At 45.7% G+C, this 22,114-nt stretch carries 23 protein-coding genes and 1 pseudogene; 6 read left to right on the top strand and 18 right to left on the bottom strand.

Annotated features, from left to right (window positions below):
• Positions 1-79 precede the first annotated feature (79 nt).
• Both HII30_RS08945 and HII30_RS08950 read right to left on the bottom strand, forming a co-directional pair.
• Complete coding sequence (locus HII30_RS08945) at positions 80-481, bottom strand: DUF2500 domain-containing protein (RefSeq protein ID WP_169504679.1); 402 nt, start codon at positions 479-481, stop codon at positions 80-82.
• Positions 482-649: 168 nt separating this feature from the next.
• Positions 650-1,939: a YCF48-related protein gene (locus tag HII30_RS08950; RefSeq protein WP_343045086.1), complete on the bottom strand. Its 1,290-nt coding sequence runs from the start codon at positions 1,937-1,939 to the stop codon at positions 650-652.
• A 245-nt stretch (positions 1,940-2,184) separates the two neighbouring features.
• Here HII30_RS08950 and tlp point away from each other — a divergent pair, with 245 nt between their 5' ends.
• A complete protein-coding gene (gene tlp / locus HII30_RS08955) occupies positions 2,185-2,412 on the top strand; it encodes a small acid-soluble spore protein Tlp (protein ID WP_169504680.1) in 228 nt (75 codons plus the stop codon).
• 44 nt (positions 2,413-2,456) lie between these two features.
• Here tlp and HII30_RS08960 read toward each other — a convergent pair whose 3' ends face one another.
• The gene (locus HII30_RS08960; RefSeq protein ID WP_246246211.1) at positions 2,457-3,065 is read right to left on the bottom strand and encodes a LysE family translocator; all 609 of its coding nucleotides are present in this window, start codon (positions 3,063-3,065) and stop codon (positions 2,457-2,459) included.
• A gap of 137 nt (positions 3,066-3,202) precedes the next feature.
• Here HII30_RS08960 and HII30_RS08965 point away from each other — a divergent pair, with 137 nt between their 5' ends.
• Entirely contained in the window at positions 3,203-4,132 is a 930-nt protein-coding gene (locus HII30_RS08965) for an L-lactate dehydrogenase (protein WP_169504682.1), read from the top strand.
• A 117-nt stretch (positions 4,133-4,249) separates the two neighbouring features.
• Here HII30_RS08965 and HII30_RS08970 read toward each other — a convergent pair whose 3' ends face one another.
• Positions 4,250-5,173 carry a tyrosine-type recombinase/integrase gene (locus tag HII30_RS08970; RefSeq protein WP_169504683.1) on the bottom strand — a complete coding sequence of 308 codons (924 nt, stop codon included), beginning with the start codon at positions 5,171-5,173 and terminating at the stop codon, positions 4,250-4,252.
• A 626-nt stretch (positions 5,174-5,799) separates the two neighbouring features.
• On the opposite strand from HII30_RS08970, the gene rsgA reads away from it, so the two are divergent.
• Both rsgA and HII30_RS08980 read left to right on the top strand, forming a co-directional pair.
• Positions 5,800-6,885 carry a ribosome small subunit-dependent GTPase A gene (rsgA, locus tag HII30_RS08975; protein WP_169504684.1) on the top strand — a complete coding sequence of 362 codons (1,086 nt, stop codon included), beginning with the start codon at positions 5,800-5,802 and terminating at the stop codon, positions 6,883-6,885.
• A pseudogene (locus HII30_RS08980) lies at positions 6,869-7,880 on the top strand (phosphotransferase). Before rsgA ends, HII30_RS08980 begins: the two are co-directional and overlap by 17 nt.
• 308 nt (positions 7,881-8,188) lie before the next feature.
• Here the strand turns inward: HII30_RS08980 and modB are convergent.
• Together modB and modA are read right to left on the bottom strand one after the other, a co-directional pair.
• Positions 8,189-8,863 (bottom strand): molybdate ABC transporter permease subunit, encoded by a 675-nt coding sequence (gene modB, locus HII30_RS08985; RefSeq protein ID WP_169504755.1) that lies wholly within the window; start codon positions 8,861-8,863, stop codon positions 8,189-8,191.
• Positions 8,863-9,642, bottom strand: coding sequence for a molybdate ABC transporter substrate-binding protein (gene modA / locus HII30_RS08990; RefSeq protein ID WP_169504756.1), 780 nt, complete (start codon positions 9,640-9,642; stop codon positions 8,863-8,865). Before modA ends, modB begins: the two co-directional genes overlap by 1 nt.
• Before the next feature lie 209 nt (positions 9,643-9,851).
• Here modA and HII30_RS08995 point away from each other — a divergent pair, with 209 nt between their 5' ends.
• A complete protein-coding gene (locus HII30_RS08995) occupies positions 9,852-10,802 on the top strand; it encodes a helix-turn-helix transcriptional regulator (RefSeq protein ID WP_169504685.1) in 951 nt (316 codons plus the stop codon).
• A gap of 622 nt (positions 10,803-11,424) precedes the next feature.
• Here the strand turns inward: HII30_RS08995 and HII30_RS09000 are convergent.
• The 3 genes from HII30_RS09000 to HII30_RS09010 all read right to left on the bottom strand — a co-directional run bounded on the left by HII30_RS09000 (position 11,425) and on the right by HII30_RS09010 (position 13,709).
• Positions 11,425-12,315 (bottom strand): aldo/keto reductase, encoded by an 891-nt coding sequence (locus tag HII30_RS09000; protein WP_169504757.1) that lies wholly within the window; start codon positions 12,313-12,315, stop codon positions 11,425-11,427.
• 70 nt (positions 12,316-12,385) lie between these two features.
• Positions 12,386-13,159, bottom strand: a complete 774-nt coding sequence (locus HII30_RS09005; protein ID WP_169504686.1) for an SDR family NAD(P)-dependent oxidoreductase — start codon at positions 13,157-13,159, stop codon at positions 12,386-12,388.
• A gap of 43 nt (positions 13,160-13,202) precedes the next feature.
• Positions 13,203-13,709 (bottom strand): GNAT family N-acetyltransferase, encoded by a 507-nt coding sequence (locus tag HII30_RS09010; RefSeq protein ID WP_169504687.1) that lies wholly within the window; start codon positions 13,707-13,709, stop codon positions 13,203-13,205.
• A 115-nt stretch (positions 13,710-13,824) separates the two neighbouring features.
• On the opposite strand from HII30_RS09010, the gene xerS reads away from it, so the two are divergent.
• Positions 13,825-14,913 carry a tyrosine recombinase XerS gene (xerS, locus tag HII30_RS09015; protein ID WP_169504688.1) on the top strand — a complete coding sequence of 363 codons (1,089 nt, stop codon included), beginning with the start codon at positions 13,825-13,827 and terminating at the stop codon, positions 14,911-14,913.
• Positions 14,914-14,916: 3 nt separating this feature from the next.
• Here the strand turns inward: xerS and mobB are convergent, their stop codons facing one another.
• From mobB to HII30_RS09060, 9 genes are all read right to left on the bottom strand, one after another.
• Positions 14,917-15,438, bottom strand: coding sequence for a molybdopterin-guanine dinucleotide biosynthesis protein B (gene mobB / locus HII30_RS09020; RefSeq protein WP_169504689.1), 522 nt, complete (start codon positions 15,436-15,438; stop codon positions 14,917-14,919).
• Positions 15,435-16,709 carry a molybdopterin molybdotransferase MoeA gene (locus HII30_RS09025; protein WP_169504690.1) on the bottom strand — a complete coding sequence of 425 codons (1,275 nt, stop codon included), beginning with the start codon at positions 16,707-16,709 and terminating at the stop codon, positions 15,435-15,437. The genes mobB and HII30_RS09025 overlap by 4 nt, the downstream gene beginning before the upstream one ends.
• A gap of 114 nt (positions 16,710-16,823) precedes the next feature.
• Positions 16,824-17,591: a twin-arginine translocase subunit TatC gene (gene tatC / locus HII30_RS09030; RefSeq protein WP_169504691.1), complete on the bottom strand. Its 768-nt coding sequence runs from the start codon at positions 17,589-17,591 to the stop codon at positions 16,824-16,826.
• A complete protein-coding gene (gene tatA / locus HII30_RS09035; protein ID WP_169504692.1) occupies positions 17,548-17,766 on the bottom strand; it encodes a twin-arginine translocase TatA/TatE family subunit in 219 nt (72 codons plus the stop codon). Before tatA ends, tatC begins: the two co-directional genes overlap by 44 nt.
• A 47-nt stretch (positions 17,767-17,813) precedes the next feature.
• Entirely contained in the window at positions 17,814-19,439 is a 1,626-nt protein-coding gene (locus HII30_RS09040; RefSeq protein WP_169504758.1) for a PhoX family protein, read from the bottom strand.
• Between the two features lie 151 nt (positions 19,440-19,590).
• Positions 19,591-20,343 (bottom strand): DUF4247 domain-containing protein, encoded by a 753-nt coding sequence (locus tag HII30_RS09045; RefSeq protein WP_169504693.1) that lies wholly within the window; start codon positions 20,341-20,343, stop codon positions 19,591-19,593.
• Positions 20,344-20,353: 10 nt separating this feature from the next.
• Positions 20,354-20,860 (bottom strand): DUF4178 domain-containing protein, encoded by a 507-nt coding sequence (locus HII30_RS09050; protein WP_169504694.1) that lies wholly within the window; start codon positions 20,858-20,860, stop codon positions 20,354-20,356.
• A gap of 30 nt (positions 20,861-20,890) precedes the next feature.
• Positions 20,891-21,295, bottom strand: coding sequence for a DUF350 domain-containing protein (locus HII30_RS09055; RefSeq protein ID WP_169504695.1), 405 nt, complete (start codon positions 21,293-21,295; stop codon positions 20,891-20,893).
• Between the two features lie 113 nt (positions 21,296-21,408).
• Positions 21,409-22,080 (bottom strand): PspA/IM30 family protein, encoded by a 672-nt coding sequence (locus HII30_RS09060; RefSeq protein WP_169504696.1) that lies wholly within the window; start codon positions 22,078-22,080, stop codon positions 21,409-21,411.
• Positions 22,081-22,114: the final 34 nt, after the last annotated feature.

Raw genomic sequence — 22,114 nt, forward strand, 5'->3', positions numbered from 1 at the left:
AATATAATTCATCTATGCGATGTCTTGTATTGTATATACCATGGAAGAACCGTGATCTAAACCGGACTTAGCAAATATTTCAGCCGCCGGCAGCTTCATGGCGTGACTTTGGATTTCTCTCAAATTTCAAATACCGGGTACCCTGAAACGATAGTCTCCCCTCATCACCCTGAGCGCATATCCCGAACTCATCTCCACTTACAGCGAACTCCATCCGATCGCCGCTTTCCACTTCAAATGTTAAATAATAAAAGGTTCGAGGACGGCTTGCACTACTGTCATCTGCTGCATGGGTATGCTTGATTTCGCTTCGTTTGCTGACGATCCTGGAATCTACGGTAAGCTGCGGCTGGTGATTGTTACGATTCCACTGTAGTATATTTTTCCCGGCGGACAGCAAGATGATGCCTAATACAACGACCAAGAATACAGGCATGACACTTCCGAAAAAATCGAACATCCAATATGAATCCGATCCCATTTTCGGTTCCCTCCCCCAGGTTGGTACATTCACGTCCTGACCTTTGACAATAGTTAACTATATGCATCACCCCCGAAAAATAACTCGTACTCCCTCTACCCGTTCGTAAAACGCATAAAAATAGCTGCAAATCATCCAATGGATGATCTGCAGCGCAGTTTTTCTATATTAACGCACCTTCCAGCTTTCACCACCATCTGAACTCAGCAGCAGTCTGGATCTTGAGCCATCCTGAGTTTCTACAAGCATCCAGCCCACCTCAGGTGAGGCGAACTGAATTTTTGAGATGATGGGATAGCGCTCCAGATTTTTACTAAGGCCTTCGTCTTTTTCAAAAGCAGTCCAGGTTTTTCCCATATCATTGGATTTATAAACGATACCATCTATAATACTCCAGCCCTGATCCATGCGATAGAAGAACGGTTTAATATTTCCTGTACCGGTTTTTGGATAGAGCTCAAAAGGAATTTTCTCCCATGTCTTCCCGCTGTCTAATGAGAAAAAGCCCATATAGCGGCTCTTACTGTCATCTCCACATTGAACAGGCACCCATAGCTTCTGTGTACTCCCGAGAAAAACAGGTGAACTGTCTGATCCGATTCGACAGCTAGTGCTTTCTGCATGGTCAAAGACACGTTTGGAGGGTGACCAGGTCTTACCGCCGTCACGTGTCACATATAGTACCGTCCCCTGATTCTCTCTTACGGCTGCAAATCCGGTGGCGGTGTTCATGAATGACATCCCCGTTACTGCACCTGCTCTGGGTATGACCGTGTCCGGTACTCTAGAGGCAGGATAACTTACATTTTGCATAACTTGATTCCAGGTGGACCCTTGATTATCTGTCCGGTGCAGCACTTTCTCCTGGATACCGGAAAAAGATTTGCCTGCGGTCATAATCCATCCGCGTTCGGATGAAAAATCGATTGCTGTAACCTCACCCATGTTAGGAAGCGCAGAAAGTTTCCATTCCCGGCCGCCATTGGTTGTATTTAATAGAATCGTGTCGGTCTGGTTTTTCCCGCTTCGCACGATCCAGCCATGATCTTGATCGGTGAAAAAAAGGTCGCGGCCATAGACCAGCTTGTCCATGAAATGGATACGGGAAGAAGGTGAAATATCAACCCATGTTTCTCCATAATCCTCCGTTAAATACAAACGTAAAGACGAACCGGTTAGTCCCCATGCAGCGCCTGATGTCTCACTCAGCATATGGAAATCTGTCAGCCGGGTCTGTATCTGGTATTTACTCTTTTCTTCTGGTGAATTTTTGGCCGTTTCCGGTGTTACGACTGTAATCATTTGACCATCTTCCACGGGCTGATGATCTTCAGCAGATGGCGGCGGGGTGACAGGTTCTACTTCAGCTCCGGAATCCGAGGTACAAGCAGATAACATAAGGATCATCCATCCGATCAGCGCCAGTTTTCTAAGTTGGTAGTGGTTATGTATGTTCACAGCTGTTCCCTCCTATACCACATGCCCACGATAACCTAGACATCATATTCCGGGTCATTATATCATAAACCTACATGTTAATCAGGAAAAATCACCCTACATTTCGTAACAATATTGTAGTAATTTGGCTGGATTTTTCATAATTGTGCATAATCTGGATCGAGGTATGGAAGACTGACGAAGTGCTGTTCCTTATGCTTGGAGCTTGGAGTTTGGAGCAGCATTATAATCAGGAGGTGAATGTAATGCCAAAACCAGATGACCGCAGTGACAATGTAGAACATCTTCAGGAAGCGGTTCAGAACACCATTGCCAACTTCCGTGAAGCTAAGGATTATCTGTATGAATACGGTGATGAGATTTCTGAGGGTGAAAAGGAACAAATCGTCGAGAAAAACGAACGCCGCAAGAAAAGCATCTCAGGATTCCGGGCTGAGATCAAAGATGAAGCTGCTCACCGTAATCAGGAATAGTCCTGAAAACAAACAGGAAGCCATTGGGCTTCCTGTTTGTTTGTTCAGACTTTTGTTACCAGTAAATTTAGGCCCAGTGCTGTGAAAATAACACCACCTGTAATGCTGCTCCATTCCCCAAACCTCGGCTGACTCAAGAGACGCTGACTGAAGGTTCCAGCAAAGTAGGCAATCCCCCCGAAAATCAATCCACTAAGAATTAAAAAAACAAAGCCGAGAATGATCATTTGCAGCGCGGCATGTCCATATGAATAATTCACAAACTGCGGCAGAAAAGTGAGAAAAAATAAGGCTACTTTCGGATTCAACACATTCATAATAAAACCTTTAGCAAGCAGCTGAACTCCTTTTTGCGGAATACCATTTCTCATCTGAATCGGAGTTTTACGGTGTTTAAACGACATATATGCTAAATAAAACAAATAAACGGCCGCCAGTATTTTAAAAATCGTGAATGCGACGGCTGAAGTTTTCAAGATCAGCGACAAACCAAGAGCTGCTGCCAGTGTATGGACAACATTCCCTAAACTAAGGCCAATGGCTGTAAGAATTCCGGCTCTCTTCCCCAACGTAACAGCTTGGGTAACCGCAAATATAAGATCCGGACCCGGGACCAGAATAAGTAATATGGCCGCACCTACAAAAAAAATCAATGAGGTTATTGAAAACATATCTGTATCCTTTCCATTGTCATTCATGGCCATCATAGCGTACTATTATGGGTAAATACATACCAATGTATTCCAGAGTCATGTAATTCAAAAAATGTGAAACTAAAGGAGACGATAAGATGAACACCTCTATTTATCGGCCCAGCCGCGCGGTTATCATTGGAACTGGAGCTGTAGGTACAACAACAGCTTATACGCTCATGCTTCGCAAACGAGTATCCGAGATCGTCCTCATCGATGTGAATCATGAAAAAGCAGTGGGTGAAGCTCTGGACATGAATCACGGCCTTCCTTTTGTCGGAGGTGTAAAAATCTGGGCAGGTGACTATTCAGACTGTGAAGGTGCCGATATTATGATCGTAACCGCCGGCGCGTCCCAAAAAAAGGGTGAAACTCGAATTGATCTCCTAAAGAAAAACGCTGCTATTTTTGATGAAATTGTTAAGAACATTACGAAATACAACAAAGAAGGCATTCTGCTCATCGCAACCAACCCGGTCGACATTTTATCCTATGTTACCTTAAAGGTCAGCGGATTCCCCGTAGAACGTGTCATCGGCTCGGGTACGCTGCTGGACAGCGCCCGTTATCGGTACCTGCTCGGAAAGCATAAAGAAATTGACCCGCGCAGCATTCATGCTCACATTATTGGAGAACACGGCGATTCGGAAGTACCGGTATGGAGTTTGGCTAACGTAGCCGGCGTAGCTCTAGAACTCGATGAAGAAGACAAAGAGAAGATTTTTGACAGTACCAAAAATGCTGCCTATGAAATCATTAATGCCAAGGGAGCTACCTTTTATGCCATCGCTTTGGCGCTCGATCGTATTGTGACAGCGATTTTGCAGAATCAAGGAGCTGTACTCAACGTATCTACCCTGCTGCAGGACTACAACGGTGTCTCTGATGTTTACTTGGGAGTACCATGCATTGTAGATCGCACAGGTGTCCGTGAAGTCCTGAACCTGCCTCTGAACGAAGAAGAAAAAGCATTGTTTCACAAATCAGCAGATAAGCTGAAGAGTGAGATTGCCAAACTGGATATCTAACGTTTTCCTGCATCCACCGGTCTGCAGTATCGCCGGTGGATACATTACTCTTTTGTGATATGTGTGAAAAAAGATGCAATCATTAAGTTTACATAATGTATTATATGTATACTTTAATCATAGAATTGATGGAAGCTGAATATGCAGCCTCTCCACGGCTTCCACTTTTTCTTTGTTAGTTACATGCGTATACACCGTCGTCGTCTGGATGGAGGAATGACCCAGCAATTCCTGAACCGTTCTTAGATCAGCTCCTTTTCGAAGCAGCATGGTCGCAAATGAATGTCTGAGCTTATGACTTGAATAAGACAAGCGCTGCTGTGCCGGTATGTCCTGCTGGAAACGATCAAACGTATCGGCAGCGATCTGCTGTATGCAGCGAATGGATAATCTGCGCCCTTTTTGCGATGTAAACATGGCGTCTTCTTTGACTCTTCTCGGCTGCAGACGATCTTCTATAGCCGTTTCAAGCATGACAGCAACAGCTTCTGGTACGGGAAGTGTGCGCCATTTCCGGCCTTTTCCGAACACACTGAGCGACCGGTGCGAGGCATGGTAATCCGATAAGTTGAGGGCATGAACCTCGCCAATACGTAATCCCATGTATGCCATCAGCAGGAATACAGCAATATTCCGTTTCCGATACTTTCCTGGTACCAGTTCAAAGAAACGGATTAACTCTTCCTCATTTAAAAAGGTAGGCGCTTTGTTATGATCTGTTTTGGATTTCTTCACCCCGGCGGCTGGGTTCGTCACCGCCATCTCCAGTTCCATCAGAGCCTTGAACAAACACGTCACAGCTGCGTGCTTCCGGTTTCGAGAAGCATCACTGATCCCCCGTTCTCTTACAGAAGACAAGTAGGACATCACATGAATTTTTTTGACCTGAGGAATGGTTTTACCGTTCAAGGAAACAAGAAATTCAAGAACATCGCCGGTATACGATTTTATAGTATGACCTGTATACCCCGCATCTTTCATCCAGATCCGAAAGGCTTCCAGCTCATCTTCGTAAATGTCTTTGACGTCATCATTCAACATGATCCTCCCCCTTAAAGTGCCGGATTATATTTTAACATACTGCATGTTGATTGGAATGTAATTATAGTAGAGAAAAAAGAAGTCGATTAATGTGATATAGTGTCGTACCTGTTATATTATAATGGCTTAAAATTAAAACAGCGTATAATTTATGTTATACGCATATTTTTGTTGACATAAATGCAGTGTTTTTTTGATTAATTCTAGATTGTGAAAGCAATGATAAATGCCCTCTGCTGACGGCATTAACGAAGATATTACCTCTAAAGGATAAGTTTTACAAATAAGTATTGATCTATTTAACAAAATAGGATATTTTAGAAACAGCTTAGCGATAAGCAAGTTCCTGACACGAAGGGAGATGTTTTCTATGGCAGCTATATATATTTATAAGGTGGTTCAGTCTTAAAACAGAATAGCAGGCATATCAGGAGTCGACGGGTATAAGCCCGTATTATTTGGTATGTCATCCACAGTAACCTTTCGTGAATATTGCTGTTTGCAGGATACGATGAAGGTCGTATCTTTTTTGCGTCCTGATGCCGCGACAGCAGCTTCTTTAGAGGCTGCTTGTTTGCGGCATTTTTGCGTCCAAAAAACAACATTAAAGGAGCTAACAATAACCCATGATGAAATTAGAAACCTATGGTTATACAGAAACAGAACCACCTCCTTCCGGACTACTGCCCGGCAGAGTGACAGAGCTTCGGCGTGAACGCTTCACAGTCATGACCGAGTGCGGCGAAGTAACAGCGGTACTCAAAGGAGCATTTTATCACAATGCTGAGATGCGTGCAGACTTTCCATGTGTCGGTGATTTTGTCTTGCTGCGTTTTAATGAGAGCGGGGATTCACTCATCGTTACGCTGCTCCCCCGCCGCTCCAAATTCTCACGATCCGATTACTCTGGGCATGGTGCAGGTTATGTTAAAACCGTGCTGGAACAGGTCGTTGCAGCCAATTTTGATTATGTATTTATCCTTTCTTCTCTCAACAACGATTTCAACTTTTCCCGCATCATGCGGTACCTTACACAAGCCAGGCAGAGCGGTGGTCAGCCGGTCGTCATTTTGACCAAGGCGGATATCGCGCCAAATTATAGCCTTTCGCTCGCAGAAATCACACAAAGCATTCCTGATGTGCCAGTTCACGCGATTTCCAGTCACACAGGCCTGGGGAAGAACGAATTGGATCCATACTTGAAGCCTGGTAAAACAATCGTATTTCTAGGCATGTCCGGAGTCGGTAAATCATCTCTGCTCAATGTGTTAATGGAACAGGAAGTAATGAAGGTCCAGGAGATCCGGAAGGTCGACAGCCGGGGTCGTCATACGACAACGCACCGTCAGCTGTTCATGCTCCTGTCTGGAGCAATGGTCATCGATACGCCAGGCATGCGAGAGCTTGGGCTTTTTGATGCCGATGAAGGAATCCGCGCAGGCTTTACCGATGTGGAGCAAAGGTTCTCACAATGCCGGTTTAATGATTGCCGTCATCAGTCCGAGCCAGACTGTGCCATTCTCACTGCGATTGAGGACGGTTCACTGAAGCGAGAACGATGGAATCAGTATATTTCCCAGCAGCAGGAGAACAGCTTTGTCCAGGATAAATCGAGCTACTTGATTAATAAGAGATCCCGAAACAACACGACCGCTTTGTCGAACAGAGAAACGAAAAAAAAGGAGACTCGAAAAAATGAATATAAAACGTGAAGCGTTATTCTCTGCATTAAGCCAACAATTCAAAACGAATATTATCTCCGCCGATTACCAAACGAAGACCTTACAAGGCGGAACGGTGGGAAACGTGTTTCTGGTAACGGGGGCCGCCGAAACGGCAGATGGAAAAATCCTACCGTATCGTAGTGAAAACTCAAAAGAAATGGGAGCGATACGCAGATCCGGAATCATGGCGTCGGGAATATGATCTGTACGCCTCTGACTTGGGAACGACGTTCTCGGATGCCTTCCGCTGGCCGATATGTTACCACTCCGAGATGAATGAGGAAGAAGATAAATACGAGCTGTGGCTGGAATATATCGATGGTGTTAATAGTTCGGACTTGTCCAGCGATATGATTGAACAAGCCGCGCTGGAGTTAGGACGCTATCAAGGCAAGCTGTATGTGGAGAAACCTGCTGTGCTGCAGCGCCTAACCAATCTGAGTCATTCGGTTTTCATGAAGAATACATATCTTCATTACCGGTCATGGCCGCTCGTTTACGATTATATCCGCTCTGAGGAATGCGCATTCCCGCAGCACATCAGGCAGATGCTAATTGATATTGATGAGCACTCGGACGAGATCTTTGCCCGCATCGAAAAGCTGCCTCTAGTGTTATGACACCGCGATTTCTTGGTGACCAATCTCATTTATGCCGATGGGAAGATTGTGCTCATCGATTGGGATACATGCGGATGGGGCTGGCTGGGTGAGGATCTCGCAAGCCTGATTGCGGATGAAGCGGATATTGATCACATGGTCGAATACTATGAGCAATGTGTCCCGGCGTATTATAAAGGCTTTTCAGAGTATGCGGATGTCTCCCCTGTCGCGGATCATTGTGTCCATGAGCTGATTCTTCTCATATTCGGGTACAGACTTGTGGAGGGATATCTTCACTCAGATGACAATGACGAGAAGGCGAAGCATTTCCAAACGCTGCAACAAATCTATGAAATGAAAAAAAGTACTGCGAAGATGTGACTTTAAAATGACTCCGAAAACCTTTTACAATGAAAGGTTTTCAGAGTTTCCTCCGTATGCTGTGGTTACTTATTTCAAGTGGCACCTCTAATAGTTTACATAATGTTAGTTATGTTTCAGGTCTATTTTTACTTTAATTTGTTTAAGATACGTTGTTATGATGCAATGAAGATGTCGTAACAAAATACATTTTTATAATTTCATTATTGTGAATTTTTCATATGATGAAATAATTTAATGTGTTACTAAAAAAACGACGCCAATCCAGGCCGCCGTTATTCTAAATTGTATGAAACCCTCATTTAGGCCTACTCCGCTCTGCGATATCCCGTTAGAAACAACAATAGAAATGAAATCGAGATCATCGAATACGTCCAAATCCAGGCCATCGTCATATTTCCGGAATCGACAGCGACATATATAGCTGTAGGTACTGTTTGGGTCTTTCCAGGGATATTCCCAGCGATCACCAAAGTAGCGCCAAACTCACCTAGGCTCCTTGCAAAACCAAGAATCCAAGCTGATATAAATGAAGGAAAAATGAGTGGTAGTGTAATATGCCGAAATACCTGCCATTCATTAGCCCCAATCGACCGGCCGGCATCCTCCAAATTTCGATCCACTGACATGAATCCGACCTTCAAGGTTTGATAGACCAAGGGGAAGGCAACCACTACTGAAGCCACAACGGCCGCCCACCATGAAAAAATAATCGGTGCAGAGAACAAAGCCTCGATCCACTGGCCAAGCCAGCTCTTCCGTCCCATCAACTTGAGAAGTAGAAAGCCGACCACTGTCGGTGGCAGCACTAAGGGAAGAAGAAATAAGGTTTCCAGCACAAGCTTGCCTTTAAATTTCTTCCTGCGTGTCATACACCATGAAGCAATCAGTCCGATAACAATTACCAAGACACTTGACAGTAAAGCGACCTCCAGGGAAAGACGGACCGGTGCCCAATAAGCGTCCCATTGAATACCTGTCATCATTGTTCAGGCTCGGAAAAGCCGTATTTTTTAAAAATATTCACGGCTTGCTCTGATTGCAGAAATCCCAATAACATCTCCGCTTCAATTTTATGTTTCGAAGCCTCCACCACTCCCACAGGATATTCGATAGATGAATAGGATTCTGGAGCTGGCTCAAATACGATTTCAACTTGATCTGAAGTCAAAGCATCTGTCTTATACACAAACCCTACATCAGCATTTCCGGTTTCAACATACTGCAGTACCTGTCTTACATCTTTAGCCTGAACCAACTTGTCCTGTAATGGAGTCCAAAGCCCTTCCTCGGTTAGAACTTCCTTGGCATAACTGCCGGCAGGCACACTTTCAGGGATTCCGATCGTCACGTGTTTTACATCATCTTGATTTAAGTCTTGAAGCTTGGTGAGAGCACCCTTATCTGGCGCCCTAACTACTACTAGTGTGTTAGCTAGCAGTGTTTTCTGCTGATTTTCTTTAACGAGTCCCTGTTCGATAAGCAGGTTCATATATTGTGGGGATGCAGATAAAAACAGGTCTGCAGGCGCACCTTCCTGTATCTGTTTCTGCAGCGCACCCGAAGCACCGTAATTGAATTTAAGCGTCACTTCCGGATGTTCTTTACCGAAGATTGCCTCAACCTCATTTAAGGCATCTGTTAAACTTGCTGCAGCTGACACAATTAGAGTTACTTGATCCACCGATTCCTCTGATGCTGAATCTGTCCCGTCAGCTGCTGAGTCTCCCCCACTGCTGCATCCTGATATCATGAAAACCATGAATATAAACAAAACAAAATAGTGCCACCCTCTTTTCACCACTCCAATCACCAAACCACTCCTCAAGCGTATGTATTTATATCTAGTTATAATTAGTTATGATTATATATAACTTAATCGTGTTTTGTAAATCTTAATTCAGTCAGTATAACGCAATATGGTATGATTACAGAAACTACTACTATTTCTTGATCGAGGCGATGATATCGATGTCGAACGAGGTATCCTATACCACAGAAGAAATTGCAAAATTGCTCAAAGTGTCCAAGCTTACAGTGTACGATCTTCTCAAAAAAGGGGAACTGCCCTCTTATCGTGTAGGTAAACAGATGAGAGTCGATGCGGCTGATCTGGAAGCGTACAAGCAAAAAGCCAAAGGTCTCATGACGAATAACAAGCTTCTGACCAAGGACCAGCTGCCTGCGCAACTCTCCTCTCCTCCAACAGCCGGTATTCGTCCTATCGTCATTACGGGACAGGATATCAGTTTGGATATTTTGGCTAAACATATGGAAAAACATATTACCGGAGTCCGCCCTCTACGCGCTCATGTCGGCAGTCTGGACAGTTTGATCTCCATGTACCGTGGTGAATCGGACATTGTCAGCACCCATCTGCTGGACGGGGACACTGGTGAATATAATCTTTCTTACATACGGAAAATTCTTGTGAGTTCTTCTTACCTGGTTGTTAACCTGCTATCTCGCCGAGCTGGATTATACGTGCAGCAAGGAAATCCACACCTCATTCAATCATGGGAAGATTTAAGGCGACCTAGTCTGAGATTAATCAATCGGGAAAAAGGTTCTGGAGCCAGGGTGCTGCTGGATGAACAGCTGCGTCTGCATGGAATCAGCTCGAAAGACCTGAGCGGTTATGAGAATGAGGAAACCAATCATTTAGGCGTAGCAGGTAAAGTAGCTTCTGGTGAAGCTGATATCGGAGTTGGCATTGAAAAAGCAGCTTCAATTGTAACCAACGTAGACTTTATTCCTTTGATTCAGGAGCGGTATGATCTGGTACTGCTGAAGAACAGCAATAATCTTGAATGGCAGGATTCCGTTTTGCAAATTTTAAGATCCAGTAGTTTTAAAAATGAACTGCAAGCCATCTCAGGATACGATTTATCTTTAACCGGGCAGATTATTTACGAGACATAATACAGGATCAATAAAATATTTAAGCTTATAGGATGAACTTATGAAGACCCCTCCTGGGTGGCTGCGGTGGCAAGTGATTTTACGACCGCTGCCATCTCTCCAGAATCACGGGTCACCTCCGCTAAAGTTCACCTCCAGAAGAGCTTTTTGACTGACGAGTGTCTTAAAGGCCAACTCTAACGGACTCCATGTCCGTTAGAAACTGAAGACCCCTGTATTTTCGGCTCTAACGGACTGTATGTCCGTTAGAGCCGTTACAGCATCTCGGTTTTTTGCTGTTTGTTTCGCTTTCTTCATATTGCTATTTCTAGATCTACTTTTCGGTTATTTCAGGATCGGTAGTTCCTTTTTCTTGATTGTTGTTGATAGAGTGAGGAATAGTTCGATTATGTATTAAGAAGATCAAGGAAGAACGATTTTATTATAAACTATTGTGAATTTTTCACATGTTGTTTTTTTATAATATAATCCAACAAATATACTTATTCTTAATCAAATAATCAAATAAGTTTACATAACATATTTTTTGTAACTTATAGTGATTCATATTCAATTCACTAAATCAAACAAAGACCTGACCACAATATGGCCAGATCTTATCAACTTTTTATAAAAGAATCACTTAAATCTTCCCGATCCAATCCTGACCCGCGATCTCTTTCCACCGGGTCCGAATGGCCTCAAAAGCTTCGCTGTTCAGCGTCGATCCGTCTGCCAGCATGGCGGCGTTCTGTTTCCAGCGGTCAGGATTGGCTGTTCCCACGATCGCTGTCGCTACTCCAGGAATGCTAAGGGTAAACTTTAATGCCTGTTTAACCCCTTCCTGCACGTCGCTCAGAAAATCATACTGAAGTTCACCCAATCTGACCCAGTACGGATAGGCATAATTATCATCGCTCATTGTTTCGTGTTTCCAGGCTACATTCGCAACCGGACGCTTGGCGATAATCCCTATTTCACGTTTCACCGCTTCAGGAATGGTTAATTCAATAGCCTGCTGATCTGCGATACTCACCGAGGTTTCAAAGCTGTCAAACACTCCGGTATTTACAGCATACAAGGCATCGCTTGCATCACCGCTGTAGCCGATAAAACGCGTCTTCCCTGCTTTTTTCGCCCGCTGCAGCACATCAATCACACTGCCCTGACGCAGCACTTCTTCAGAGCAGCTGTGAAGATGAATCACATCCACATGATCGACCTGGAGCCGCTTTAAGCTGCGGTCAATCGTTTGTTCCAGCACCAACGGATCCCAATCCGGACCGTCAATACCTGCTGCATGACCGCATTTCGTGAACAAATATACATCATCGCGTCGGCCTTTCAGCGATTTGCCGATCAGTTCCTCACTGTTGCCGTAGCACTCCGCGGTATCGATCATATTCAGTCCCGCATCCATCGCAGAATGCAGCAGACGATCTACCGTACCTTGATCGGACTGGCCAATTTCCGCTCCACCAAATCCCAACACACTAACCTGCATACCGGTTTTGCCAAATGCTCTTGTTTCCATCATTCTCACTCTCCTTCGTAATAAGCGCTTCTATACATTACCCTGCTCTATCATAATGAAAGCGCTAAATTTAAAAACCGTAGATGCTCATTCCGCCGTCCACAAGCAGGGTCTGCCCTGTCACATAGCTGGCAGCCTCGGATGCCAGGAAGACAACAGGCCCTACAATCTCCTTAAGATCCCCGACCCGTTTCATTGGTGTGCGATCCAAAATATCCTGAAGATATTCTTCATTATTCAATAGGGTTTCGGTCAGCGGGGTTCTGAAATACCACGGACCCACACTATTCACACGAATCCCTAATTCTGCCCATTCCAACGCCAGCACACGGGTCATATGGCTTAATGCAGCTTTAGAAGCCCCATACACAACACCTGTACGCAGTGCCGTATGCCCGGCAACAGAGGATACATTGATGATACTGCCTCCGCCCTGCTCTTTCATGACTGCCGCCGCCGCTTGAGATGCGACAAAAGCAGACTTTAAATTCGTCTGCATAATCTGCTCCCACTCTGTATCCGTCACATCCAGCGCTTTGGAACGGATATTCATCCCCGCATTGTTGACAAGAAGATTCAGTCCCCCTGCCCTCTCGTTAAATTCATGAATGACACCCGTTAGCTCTTCGGATTGGTTCAAATCCGCCTGTAGAACAAATGCTTTACCTTTTTGAAGCTTATGTATAAGTCCAGCGGTTTCCTCCAGGTCCTGCTTCGTTCTCGAGATCAGTCCCACATCACAGCCCGCTTCAGCCAAACCAATCGCGATTGCGCGGCCAATCCCCCGCCCTGCCCCGGTTACGAGCGCTTTCTGCCCTTCCAGTTTAAATTCCGGTAAATACATGCAGCACACTCCTTAAGATGTATTTTCAATCATATGTTCTATTCTAGCGGCTCTGAAAATACTGCGACGGATTACCGCTGCTGGGGTCGGTTCTTTCAAGATAATCCCCATCTGTATAGGCATGAATAATTTTACGCCAAAAGGACTGGGCAGGCTGGTTGGTGCTGACTTGCGTCACTTTCCAGCTTCCCTGCAGCCGGTCGAACACCTCGTACGCAGCCCATGTCCCGAGACCACTTCTTCGATATTTTTTCATCACGAAAAACTCGGTTAAATAATAGTCTGCCTCCTTGGAGTTCGGCATACGCTCAACCAGAGCAAAGCCGGCTGGCAAGTTCTCACAGATAATGAGAAACGGGAACCTTTCCTCCCGGTGTATCCAATATTCATCCAGGTCCGGATAAGGGTCGAACTCGCCATTCATATTGACATCAAAGTCAAGGAATTGGGTGAAGTCATAAAAATAAAACTGCATGAGATTATGAATAATATGCTTTTGCCTGGCAGGAACCAGGCTCAGCCTGCATTGTGTTTGGGGTATCGTCGCCATAACTTTCTCCTTTCCCAATATGGATGATGCCAACCCTTCGCAGGACAGCATAAAGTCTGATATGATAAACAAGAAGAAACACCTGTTCTACCCATGGAAAGGAGCTCACATCCACATGAATATTCAAAAAGGCATCGACCGAGCAAAGCTGGATGAGAAAATTCCGATGATGCCCTGGTACGTGCAGCAGTTTATTGATTACAAGCTGCCTGACCTTTCCCCTTCCACGCTGCTGGAATATGTAAGAGATTATGAAACATTTTTCAACTGGCTGCGTGCAGAAGGGCTTTCACAAAGTGAAGATAATGGCCATATTTTATTGGAAGAACTAGAAACCCTGCGCATGGAGAGTGTAACCGGATATCGTCTGTATCTGACAACCCGGCGCGAAGGAACCAACTCACGGATCACCGTATCCCGGAAGCTGTCATCACTGCGCTCGCTCTTTCATTATTTAAGTCAGATTGCGGAAGATGAAAACTTTTATCCTCTGCTGAAACGTAATATTATGGCCAAAATCGAGAACAAAAGAATACATAAACCCAAAGACACTGCCGCCAAGCTGAAGGGTAAAATTCTTGAAGAAGAAGAACTCATCGAGTTTATTTCCTTCATTCACGAAGGGTATGCTGAGGACGTGGCGAACAATAAACAGGCGCTGTATGCACATGGTCTGAATAAAGAACGGGATGCTTGTATCGCAAGCCTGATCCTTAATTCCGGGCTTCGGGTGTCTGAAGTCGTAAATCTCAACATTGATGACCTGGATCTCCCGAACAAAATGCTGCATGTGTTCCGTAAAGGTAATAATGATGAGACCTTCAAGACTCCTGTATATTTCCGCAATCAGGCAAAAGATGATTTGGAGCATTACATCAACCTGAGGCAGTCACGCTATCATGTGCCCAAACGGGAAAAGGCGCTTTTCGTCGCTATCCGCAACGGACAAAAAGAAGGCACGCGTATGACGAAACGCGCTATTCAGGCCATGATCATTAAATATGCCAAACGTTTCGGCAAACCGTTTCTAACTGTACATAAACTGAGACATTCGTTCGCCACCGACTATTATCTCCAAAATGATATCTACAAAACCAAAGAGCAGCTCGGACATGCTTCTACAGAAACAACTGAAGTATATGCTCATCTGACAGATAAGACCATGTCCCAGGCTATTGAGCGCAGAAATGAATCCACGAGCTGAGTCCTAAGCATTATCAACCATGTAATGAAAAATCTCTGAAGTTTCGTCTCTGCTGAAAACGGGAACCGTAATGCCTACTTCTACCTTCCAGGCATGAAGCCGTTCCGGTTTTTTCAGCATGTCCGGATGAAGGATTACGGCTCTAATAGTGATCAGTTCATCATACAATACGGTATCATCGAAATCCCGAAGCATCAGCAGCTTGGGGTATTTCTCCTGCTTAAAGCCTTCTACCAGAGTCCAGTCCAGAGGGCCGGTTTCCGCCAAGATATCATCCAAACTCATTGGCTTCGGCTTGAGTACAGCCGTGCGATGGGCCGAGGTGATGATGGTAAGATCTGCTCCGGATTCCGTGAAGCGAAACGTATCACTGCCTGGATGATCCATTACAAAATCATGGGCATCATGCTTGATAACGCCCACCAGTTTCCCCTCTCCCTTGAACATAGGCAGCAGCGCGGTAATCAACGTGGTTTTGCCGCTGTTCTTATACCCGGTAATCTGCCAGATCTGCTTCGCATTCATGCTAGTGCTCCAGGCAGCAGGATGACGTCCACCTTGGTTCCTTCGGCCGCCCCTTTTAATTCTGGAGGTATAATGATAAGACAAGAGCTGTCCTTGATCGTAACCATCACACTGGATTCATCCAGTTGTGCAGGGTACGCTACCACTTTACCATCCGTTACCTTTAAAGTTCCTCTCACAAACCGGGTGAAATTGTTTACCTTGGTGTATGCTCTGCCGAGCTCTGCCGTCCACCTTGGGAGCAGCAGCTGATCCTTATCTATACCTAATATTTTGCGTATTGCCGGTCTCACAAACAGTAAAAAACCGACATAACATGCTCCGGGATTGCCTGAAAGAGCAAAGAGCAGCCGTCTATCCTTCACCGCCGCAGTAGTAACACTTCCCGGTCTCATGGCCACTTTATTAAACAGCATGTCCATGGAACCGCAGCGAACCAGGTCACCCATAATATCATAGTCTCCGACAGACACCCCTCCAGTCGTGACCACCAGATCATAACGCTGCAATGCTTCCTCGACTTTGCTCCGTGCAAGCTCAATGTCATCCGGTATCGCTTCCATCACAACCGGTTCACCGCCTGCTTCGCGGATCTGGGATGCCAGCATATATGTGTTGCTGTTGCGGATTTTACCTGGTTCCAGCGGATCTGTAATGTCCAGCAGCTCTGAACCGGTCGAGAAAATGCCAACCACTGGTTTACGGTACACCTGAATCTGATGCACTCCGAAAGTAGCCAGAACAGAAAGTTCCCCTGGCCCAATCTTATGACCGCTTCTAAGCAGAGTGTCACCTTCTGTAATTTCAAAGCCAACCGGCGTAATATTCTGCCCGCTCCTTGCCGGTACTTTTATACCGACCCAGCTTACCCCGTTTTCATTTCGCTGCTCCGTCGCTTCCAGCATAACCACAGCATCTGCACCTTCTGGCACCTGGGCCCCAGTCATAATTCGAGCTGCTGTTCCGCTGCTAATGATTTTGGAAGACACTGTCCCACAAGGAACCTCATCGATCACCTTCAGCCAGACAATACCGTCGTCGGTATTCAACGTATCAATAGCCACTATAGCATATCCATCCATGCCTGATCTTCGAAATGCCGGGTATGGGTGAGGGGCTGTAATAGCCTCAGCTATGATACGCTCATGACTATCTACTGATACTATCGTTTCGATCTCCCCTGATGTCACCTGATTTAAAATCAGTTCCTGGGCAGCGGGAACCTGAAGTGCTTTGCGTTTGAATTTCTCTGTATCGTATTTTGTACCCAAGTGACTTCCGCCTCCCTGTTTTCTACTCTTACTACAGTTATATCTTCTTCTGGGGGTGAGCGCAAACTCTCTTTCCTTTTTGACTATATAAAAAAGAGACCTTGGGCAAGGTCTCTAGCCATTACCGGCTTGGGTTAGCCGGAGGTGCTTCGTATATACGGCTTTGGAGATGCCTATGCTCAGCTCGTACAGTAAGAAGAGAGGAACAATCACGATCAAATCGGACATGATGTCAGGGGGAGTGATGGTGACTGCAATGATACAGAGCAGAAAGTAAGCCATTTTGCGGGATTTTGCCAGCCTTTCCGGATTCAGAATGCCCAGTTTAGTCAAGAAGACAATGACCACCGGCATTTCAAACAGCACACCGAAGGGAACGGTCATATGTACCAGGAAGGCAAAATACTTCTGCGCCGTGTACATCGTCTCAAACCCGCGGTCAGCCATACGCTCCATGAATTCGAGAACCATTGGGAACAGAACAAAGTACCCGAAGCTGATTCCCAGTATAAACTGGATGCTGATCAGCGGAATGACCAGCCGGACAGATCTGCTGCTTGCATCAGGCACGGCTGGCTGCACAAACTTCCAGATTTGATAGGCTGCGATCGGCAGCGTAATGATAACACCGACTACACCGGATAACACCATGTACACCCAGATCACATCTGACGGTCCCAGCAGAACAAGCTTCTGATCCAGATTCCGAACCAGCCAATTATAAATATGCTCTACTCCTAAAAGAGCTGCCGCCATGGAAACGATAAATGCAGTGAAGATGGTAATCAGCCTTCTTCTCAATTCCTCCAGGTGCTGGACTGCACTCTGTGCATTGGGATCAGCTTTTCGGTTTAGAGACCGTTGAAGCAGACGTCGCAGCATCCTTCGGATTCTCCTCTTCATCCCCGTTCACCAATCCGCGTGTAGCTACTTTAAACTCACTCAATGTCCGCCCAAACGCCCGGCCCAGCTCCGGCAGCTTGGATGGTCCAAAAATAATGAGGGCAATGATTAAAATTAAAATCAATCCGCCAATTCCGATATTTCCAAATGGCATATTACTCATCTCCTTTCGTGCGGCTTATGACAGATCGGGTCGTTTAACTACTCCAGCTTAAAGCCGCTGATGGCAACCACGCCGCATCTGGCTCTATTTTCACCTTTTCGGTGGGGCCATGTGCTGGTTGGCTTGCTCAAATCTTCTGTGTTTTCTCCTGGGTGCTGTACCGAAAGGAACAATGTCTGTTCATCTGGAGTAAAGTAAGGCCCTGTCAGTTCGGATTCTACCGGCCCTGAAGCAAATTGGAGAGCTTTCCCTTGATCCGGTCCGCTTGTTGGAATGACAAACAATCCGTTGTTTTTAAAAGATTTATGAACGCCTTTATTCTGACTGCTGCTTGAAATATCCGTCACCACCCAAAGATCCCCATTGGAATCAAAAGCCAGATTGTCCGGCGAGCTAAAACCAGATTGTCTGCCTCCGGCAGCGAAGATTTCGAAATCGAATTCCAGCGCAGCCAGATCGTTCCCGGCTTCGAAAATCCGTGTAATATGTCCGTGAATATTGCCATGGCTATCATTGTTTGTATGGCAGATAAATACGGTATGATCAAACGGTGAAATTTCAATATCTTCAGGACGGTCTGTCGGCGTTCCACCAACAATCTTGGCTGCCTCCTGGCAGTAAGTCACAACATCACCTTGGGATTTGAATTTCCCTTTTGCTTTAGGATCTTTGTCTGCGGCCTTGTTGACTTCGTCCACCGTAACAGGGATCCACTTTCCGTTCTTCAAATTCGCTACATACAGTGTTCCATCTTCAAGCAGGGCGGAATTTCCGCGGCCTTTGCTTTTGTCGTATTTGTTTCTGCTAATAAATTTATAAACACAGGCGTCTTTTCTATCATCTCCCATGTATACGACGACACGGCCATCCTTAGCGAGACCCATCGCAGTATTCTCATGGTTGAACCGGCCCAGTGCCGTGTGTTTCTTCAGGTAAGCTTTATCAAACGGATCGACTTCCACAACCCAGCCATAGTGTGTATCCGGCAGACGAGAAGCTTCAGCCGTACCTTCAAAGTTCTCTTCACAAGACAATACTGTATTCCAAAGCGTGACTCCTCCGGAACAGTTCGCAAACGTTCCCTGTACACTTGTCGCACCTTTTAAAGCAGGAATTCCTTTGGCAGGACCGGTCAGGGCAAATGTAGTAAAACCATTAATTCTTCTTGCATACGCGGACCGGGTGTCCATTTTCCAAACGCCCTGCTCATCACGATACACCTCAATGACAGACATCCCTTGATCGTACAAATTTTTCTGAATTTGATCAGCAGTCATTTTGTCATCCTTCACCGGACCGATTGAGAAAATCGTGGAATATTCATGATTGTTGAGGAGCAATCCCCGTACATTAGATCCCTTCAGCGGAAAAAATGCATTATAATCACTGCCGGAACCAAACGTCTCGCCTGCCGAGTTAATGACATCCCCATAAGCTGCGACCACATCATACTTGAAGTTCTTAGGCAGAACAAGCTGGTCGGCATCGGCAGGTTCTATTGGATTAAAATATCCGCTGACCCGGTTGGTCTTGAACCCGAATAAATGATCGGCGGTGCCGGACATTGCGGACGCTTTCCCTTCCAGCATTCCCAAGCCCGCAGATGCGGCAGCCAGTGCAGCGGTTCCTGTTCCAAGGTAAGAAAGAAATGTTTTGCGATCCATCGTTTTATTCAAGTTGTCCACCCCTCATCCAATATGATTTACAGTACAAGCATAATATTGAATTGTTAAGCAGGTGTCATGCCCATTGTTAAATTTGTAAATTTAAAGTAATAAAAAAAAAGCATGGACCATGGTCCATGCTTTCATTCAATCACCTTCGCCCTCTTCGACCAATCTTTCCAGATCCCCCAAACCTTGTTTTGGGTTTGGTATAGGAGCGTTTTGGCGAAGAGAAAATACCTCCGCTCTTTCCGCTCTCCCCGCGCTTAATCGTTCCTTTACTGCTGTCCTGAGACGGGTTGCGTTTAAAAATATTACCGCCTGACCCCACCGTATCTTGTCCGCGCCTTGTAATCTTTCCGCTGCGGTCCTGCGTCAAAGGCGGTGCGACTTTTTTGTCATCGGCGGTCGGTGCCCGATATGTGCCTGTTTTCGGTTTGTACACATCCCGGCTCGTATAACCCCGGTATCCGCCTCCATATTTCCGTCCATCTAAGGAATCAAACAGATTGCCGATCAGCACTGCTGTCAAATAGCCCTGCAAAAAGCTGGAATCGTAATTCTGTCTCACATATTCCTTGGAATCAATCTCAATCAATGTATCCTGAGGCTCGTTCGGATCCTGCTGCACATGATAGATATCGTTCCCGTAGACGAGGAACATCCGCTCATTGTCTTCCTTGGATATATCATCAGGCGCCGTATCCTCGGTCAACTCCCGGGCCACATCAGGTACCGTTTTATCCGCTGCCCGATAGACATAAGAAGTGGCACTGCCATCCCGCTGCACAGACTCCAGGGGATAGCTTGATTTTACGTTAGGAGCTCCGCAGCCGCTTAATAATGAAACCAGGAAGCTCAGAATTAAAATTAATTTAATGGATAGCATAGAGCGTTTTTTCATATTACCACTCCTAGGTTGCCCGGATGACTCTGACATCTCCAGGTATCACTTTCTCTCCTTCATAGAGCATAAACCGCCCGTTCTGCCATTCAATGCGAACCAGTCTGTAATCATCGGACTGATACTGCCACACATGCTGTTCCCCGTTTTGTGTAAATGGCGTCCTGCCGGTGATCATGACCATGCCGCCATACTCCTCTTCCAGATGGTATACCCCATCATCCAGCTCGAGGATACTTGGCACTTCATCAGGAGTGTCCAGTCTGCCGTCGATCGGCGTGTACAACGAAAATTGCAGCGTCTCTCGTTCCTCAATATGAAGATAGGCAATATTACTCCCGTCTTGAAGGGTTAGCACCACCGCATTCCGTCCTCGATTATGAACCCGTCCTGTCACCTCGTAAGTGACGAGCGATACTTCGCATATATCACCAGGAGCCAGTTCAAGCATCGTCTTCTCACGTTTTGGCGGTTCCGGTTTGGCAAACAAATTCCCGATTCTCTTCCATACACTCATATAACGTGTCTCCTTTACGTACGCTGCAAATTACAAACAAGCTGTGATGATTAATGCACCGACAATGTGAAGCGTACCTGCAAATAAACCGTAGCCTGTTTTGCCCTGCTGTGTGCCCAGATCCAGATTAATATTACCGAGCAGTTTCAGCATCCACTCTGCCAGTCTCTCCAGAATAAATAAAATAACAAATGAAATGACAGATACTACAATCGCTTCTATCAAATCAGGTGATGTCTTGATCGAAATGGAAAGGATATATCCTTGTGCGAACAGCTTCATGATCAATCTGGCAGTTACAGCCATGTTGCCTTTTTTCACTTCTTCAAGATCTTTATACTTGGTAAAGAGCGAGTCCACGTACATTAACACAAACAGCAGCAGCGCCCCAACACCGGTCCACACCAGAATTCCTAAAATCATATCAAAAGTCATACTTTACCTCCACATTCAACATATCATTCCATGGAAAAACGAAGGAGAAATTACCATCATGCGGTATTTCTCCTTCGCCTGGATCCGGCTGTTCCATTCAGAAACCGGCCGGATTAATTCTTATTGTCGTACTGCTTCATCAGGGCAGCCAGTTCGTCCTCGACAGCGCTGTTTTTGCCGAGGCTTTCGAATTCCTCATCCAGCGATTTTTCTTTGGCGTTTAGCTCGTTGCCGGCTTCAGCACGGGCTTCCATCTGCAGCATTTTTTCTTCCATACGCTTTAATCCTGAAGATGCGGAATCCGAGCTGAATCCGTTCATCGCTTTATTAATTTCAGTCTGTGCTTTTGCGGCATTGTAACGTGCCAACAATGTTTCCCGCTTGTTCTTCATTGCGGTAAGCTGCTTGCGCATTTCATCCAGCTTGGAACGCAGGTTATCAGCGGCTGCTTTGTTCTGGTCAAAACTGATTTTATACTCGTCTCTTTTCGCTTCAGCCGTCTTCTTCTCTTCAAGAGCGCGGCGTGCGAGATCTACATTCTGTGCCTGTGCAGCCATATGCGCCTGCTGTGTGCGTTTCTCAACCAACGCCGATTGTTCTTCGAACAAAGCTTTAAACCGTTTTTCAATGGCAATCTGGGCAGCGACCGCTTTCTCGGCATCTTCCAGATCTTCGCTCATATCGCGGATATATTGATCTGTTAACTTGATTGGATCTTCTGCTTTGTCGATCATGGCATTGATGTTGGACATGGTCAAATCACGCAATCTTTTGAAAATAGACATGTTATATTGCCTCCCGGATACTTAATATGGTTCA

The sequence above is a fragment of the Paenibacillus lemnae genome (assembly GCF_012933385.1).
GTDB classification, from domain to species: domain Bacteria; phylum Bacillota; class Bacilli; order Paenibacillales; family Paenibacillaceae; genus Paenibacillus_AQ; species Paenibacillus_AQ lemnae.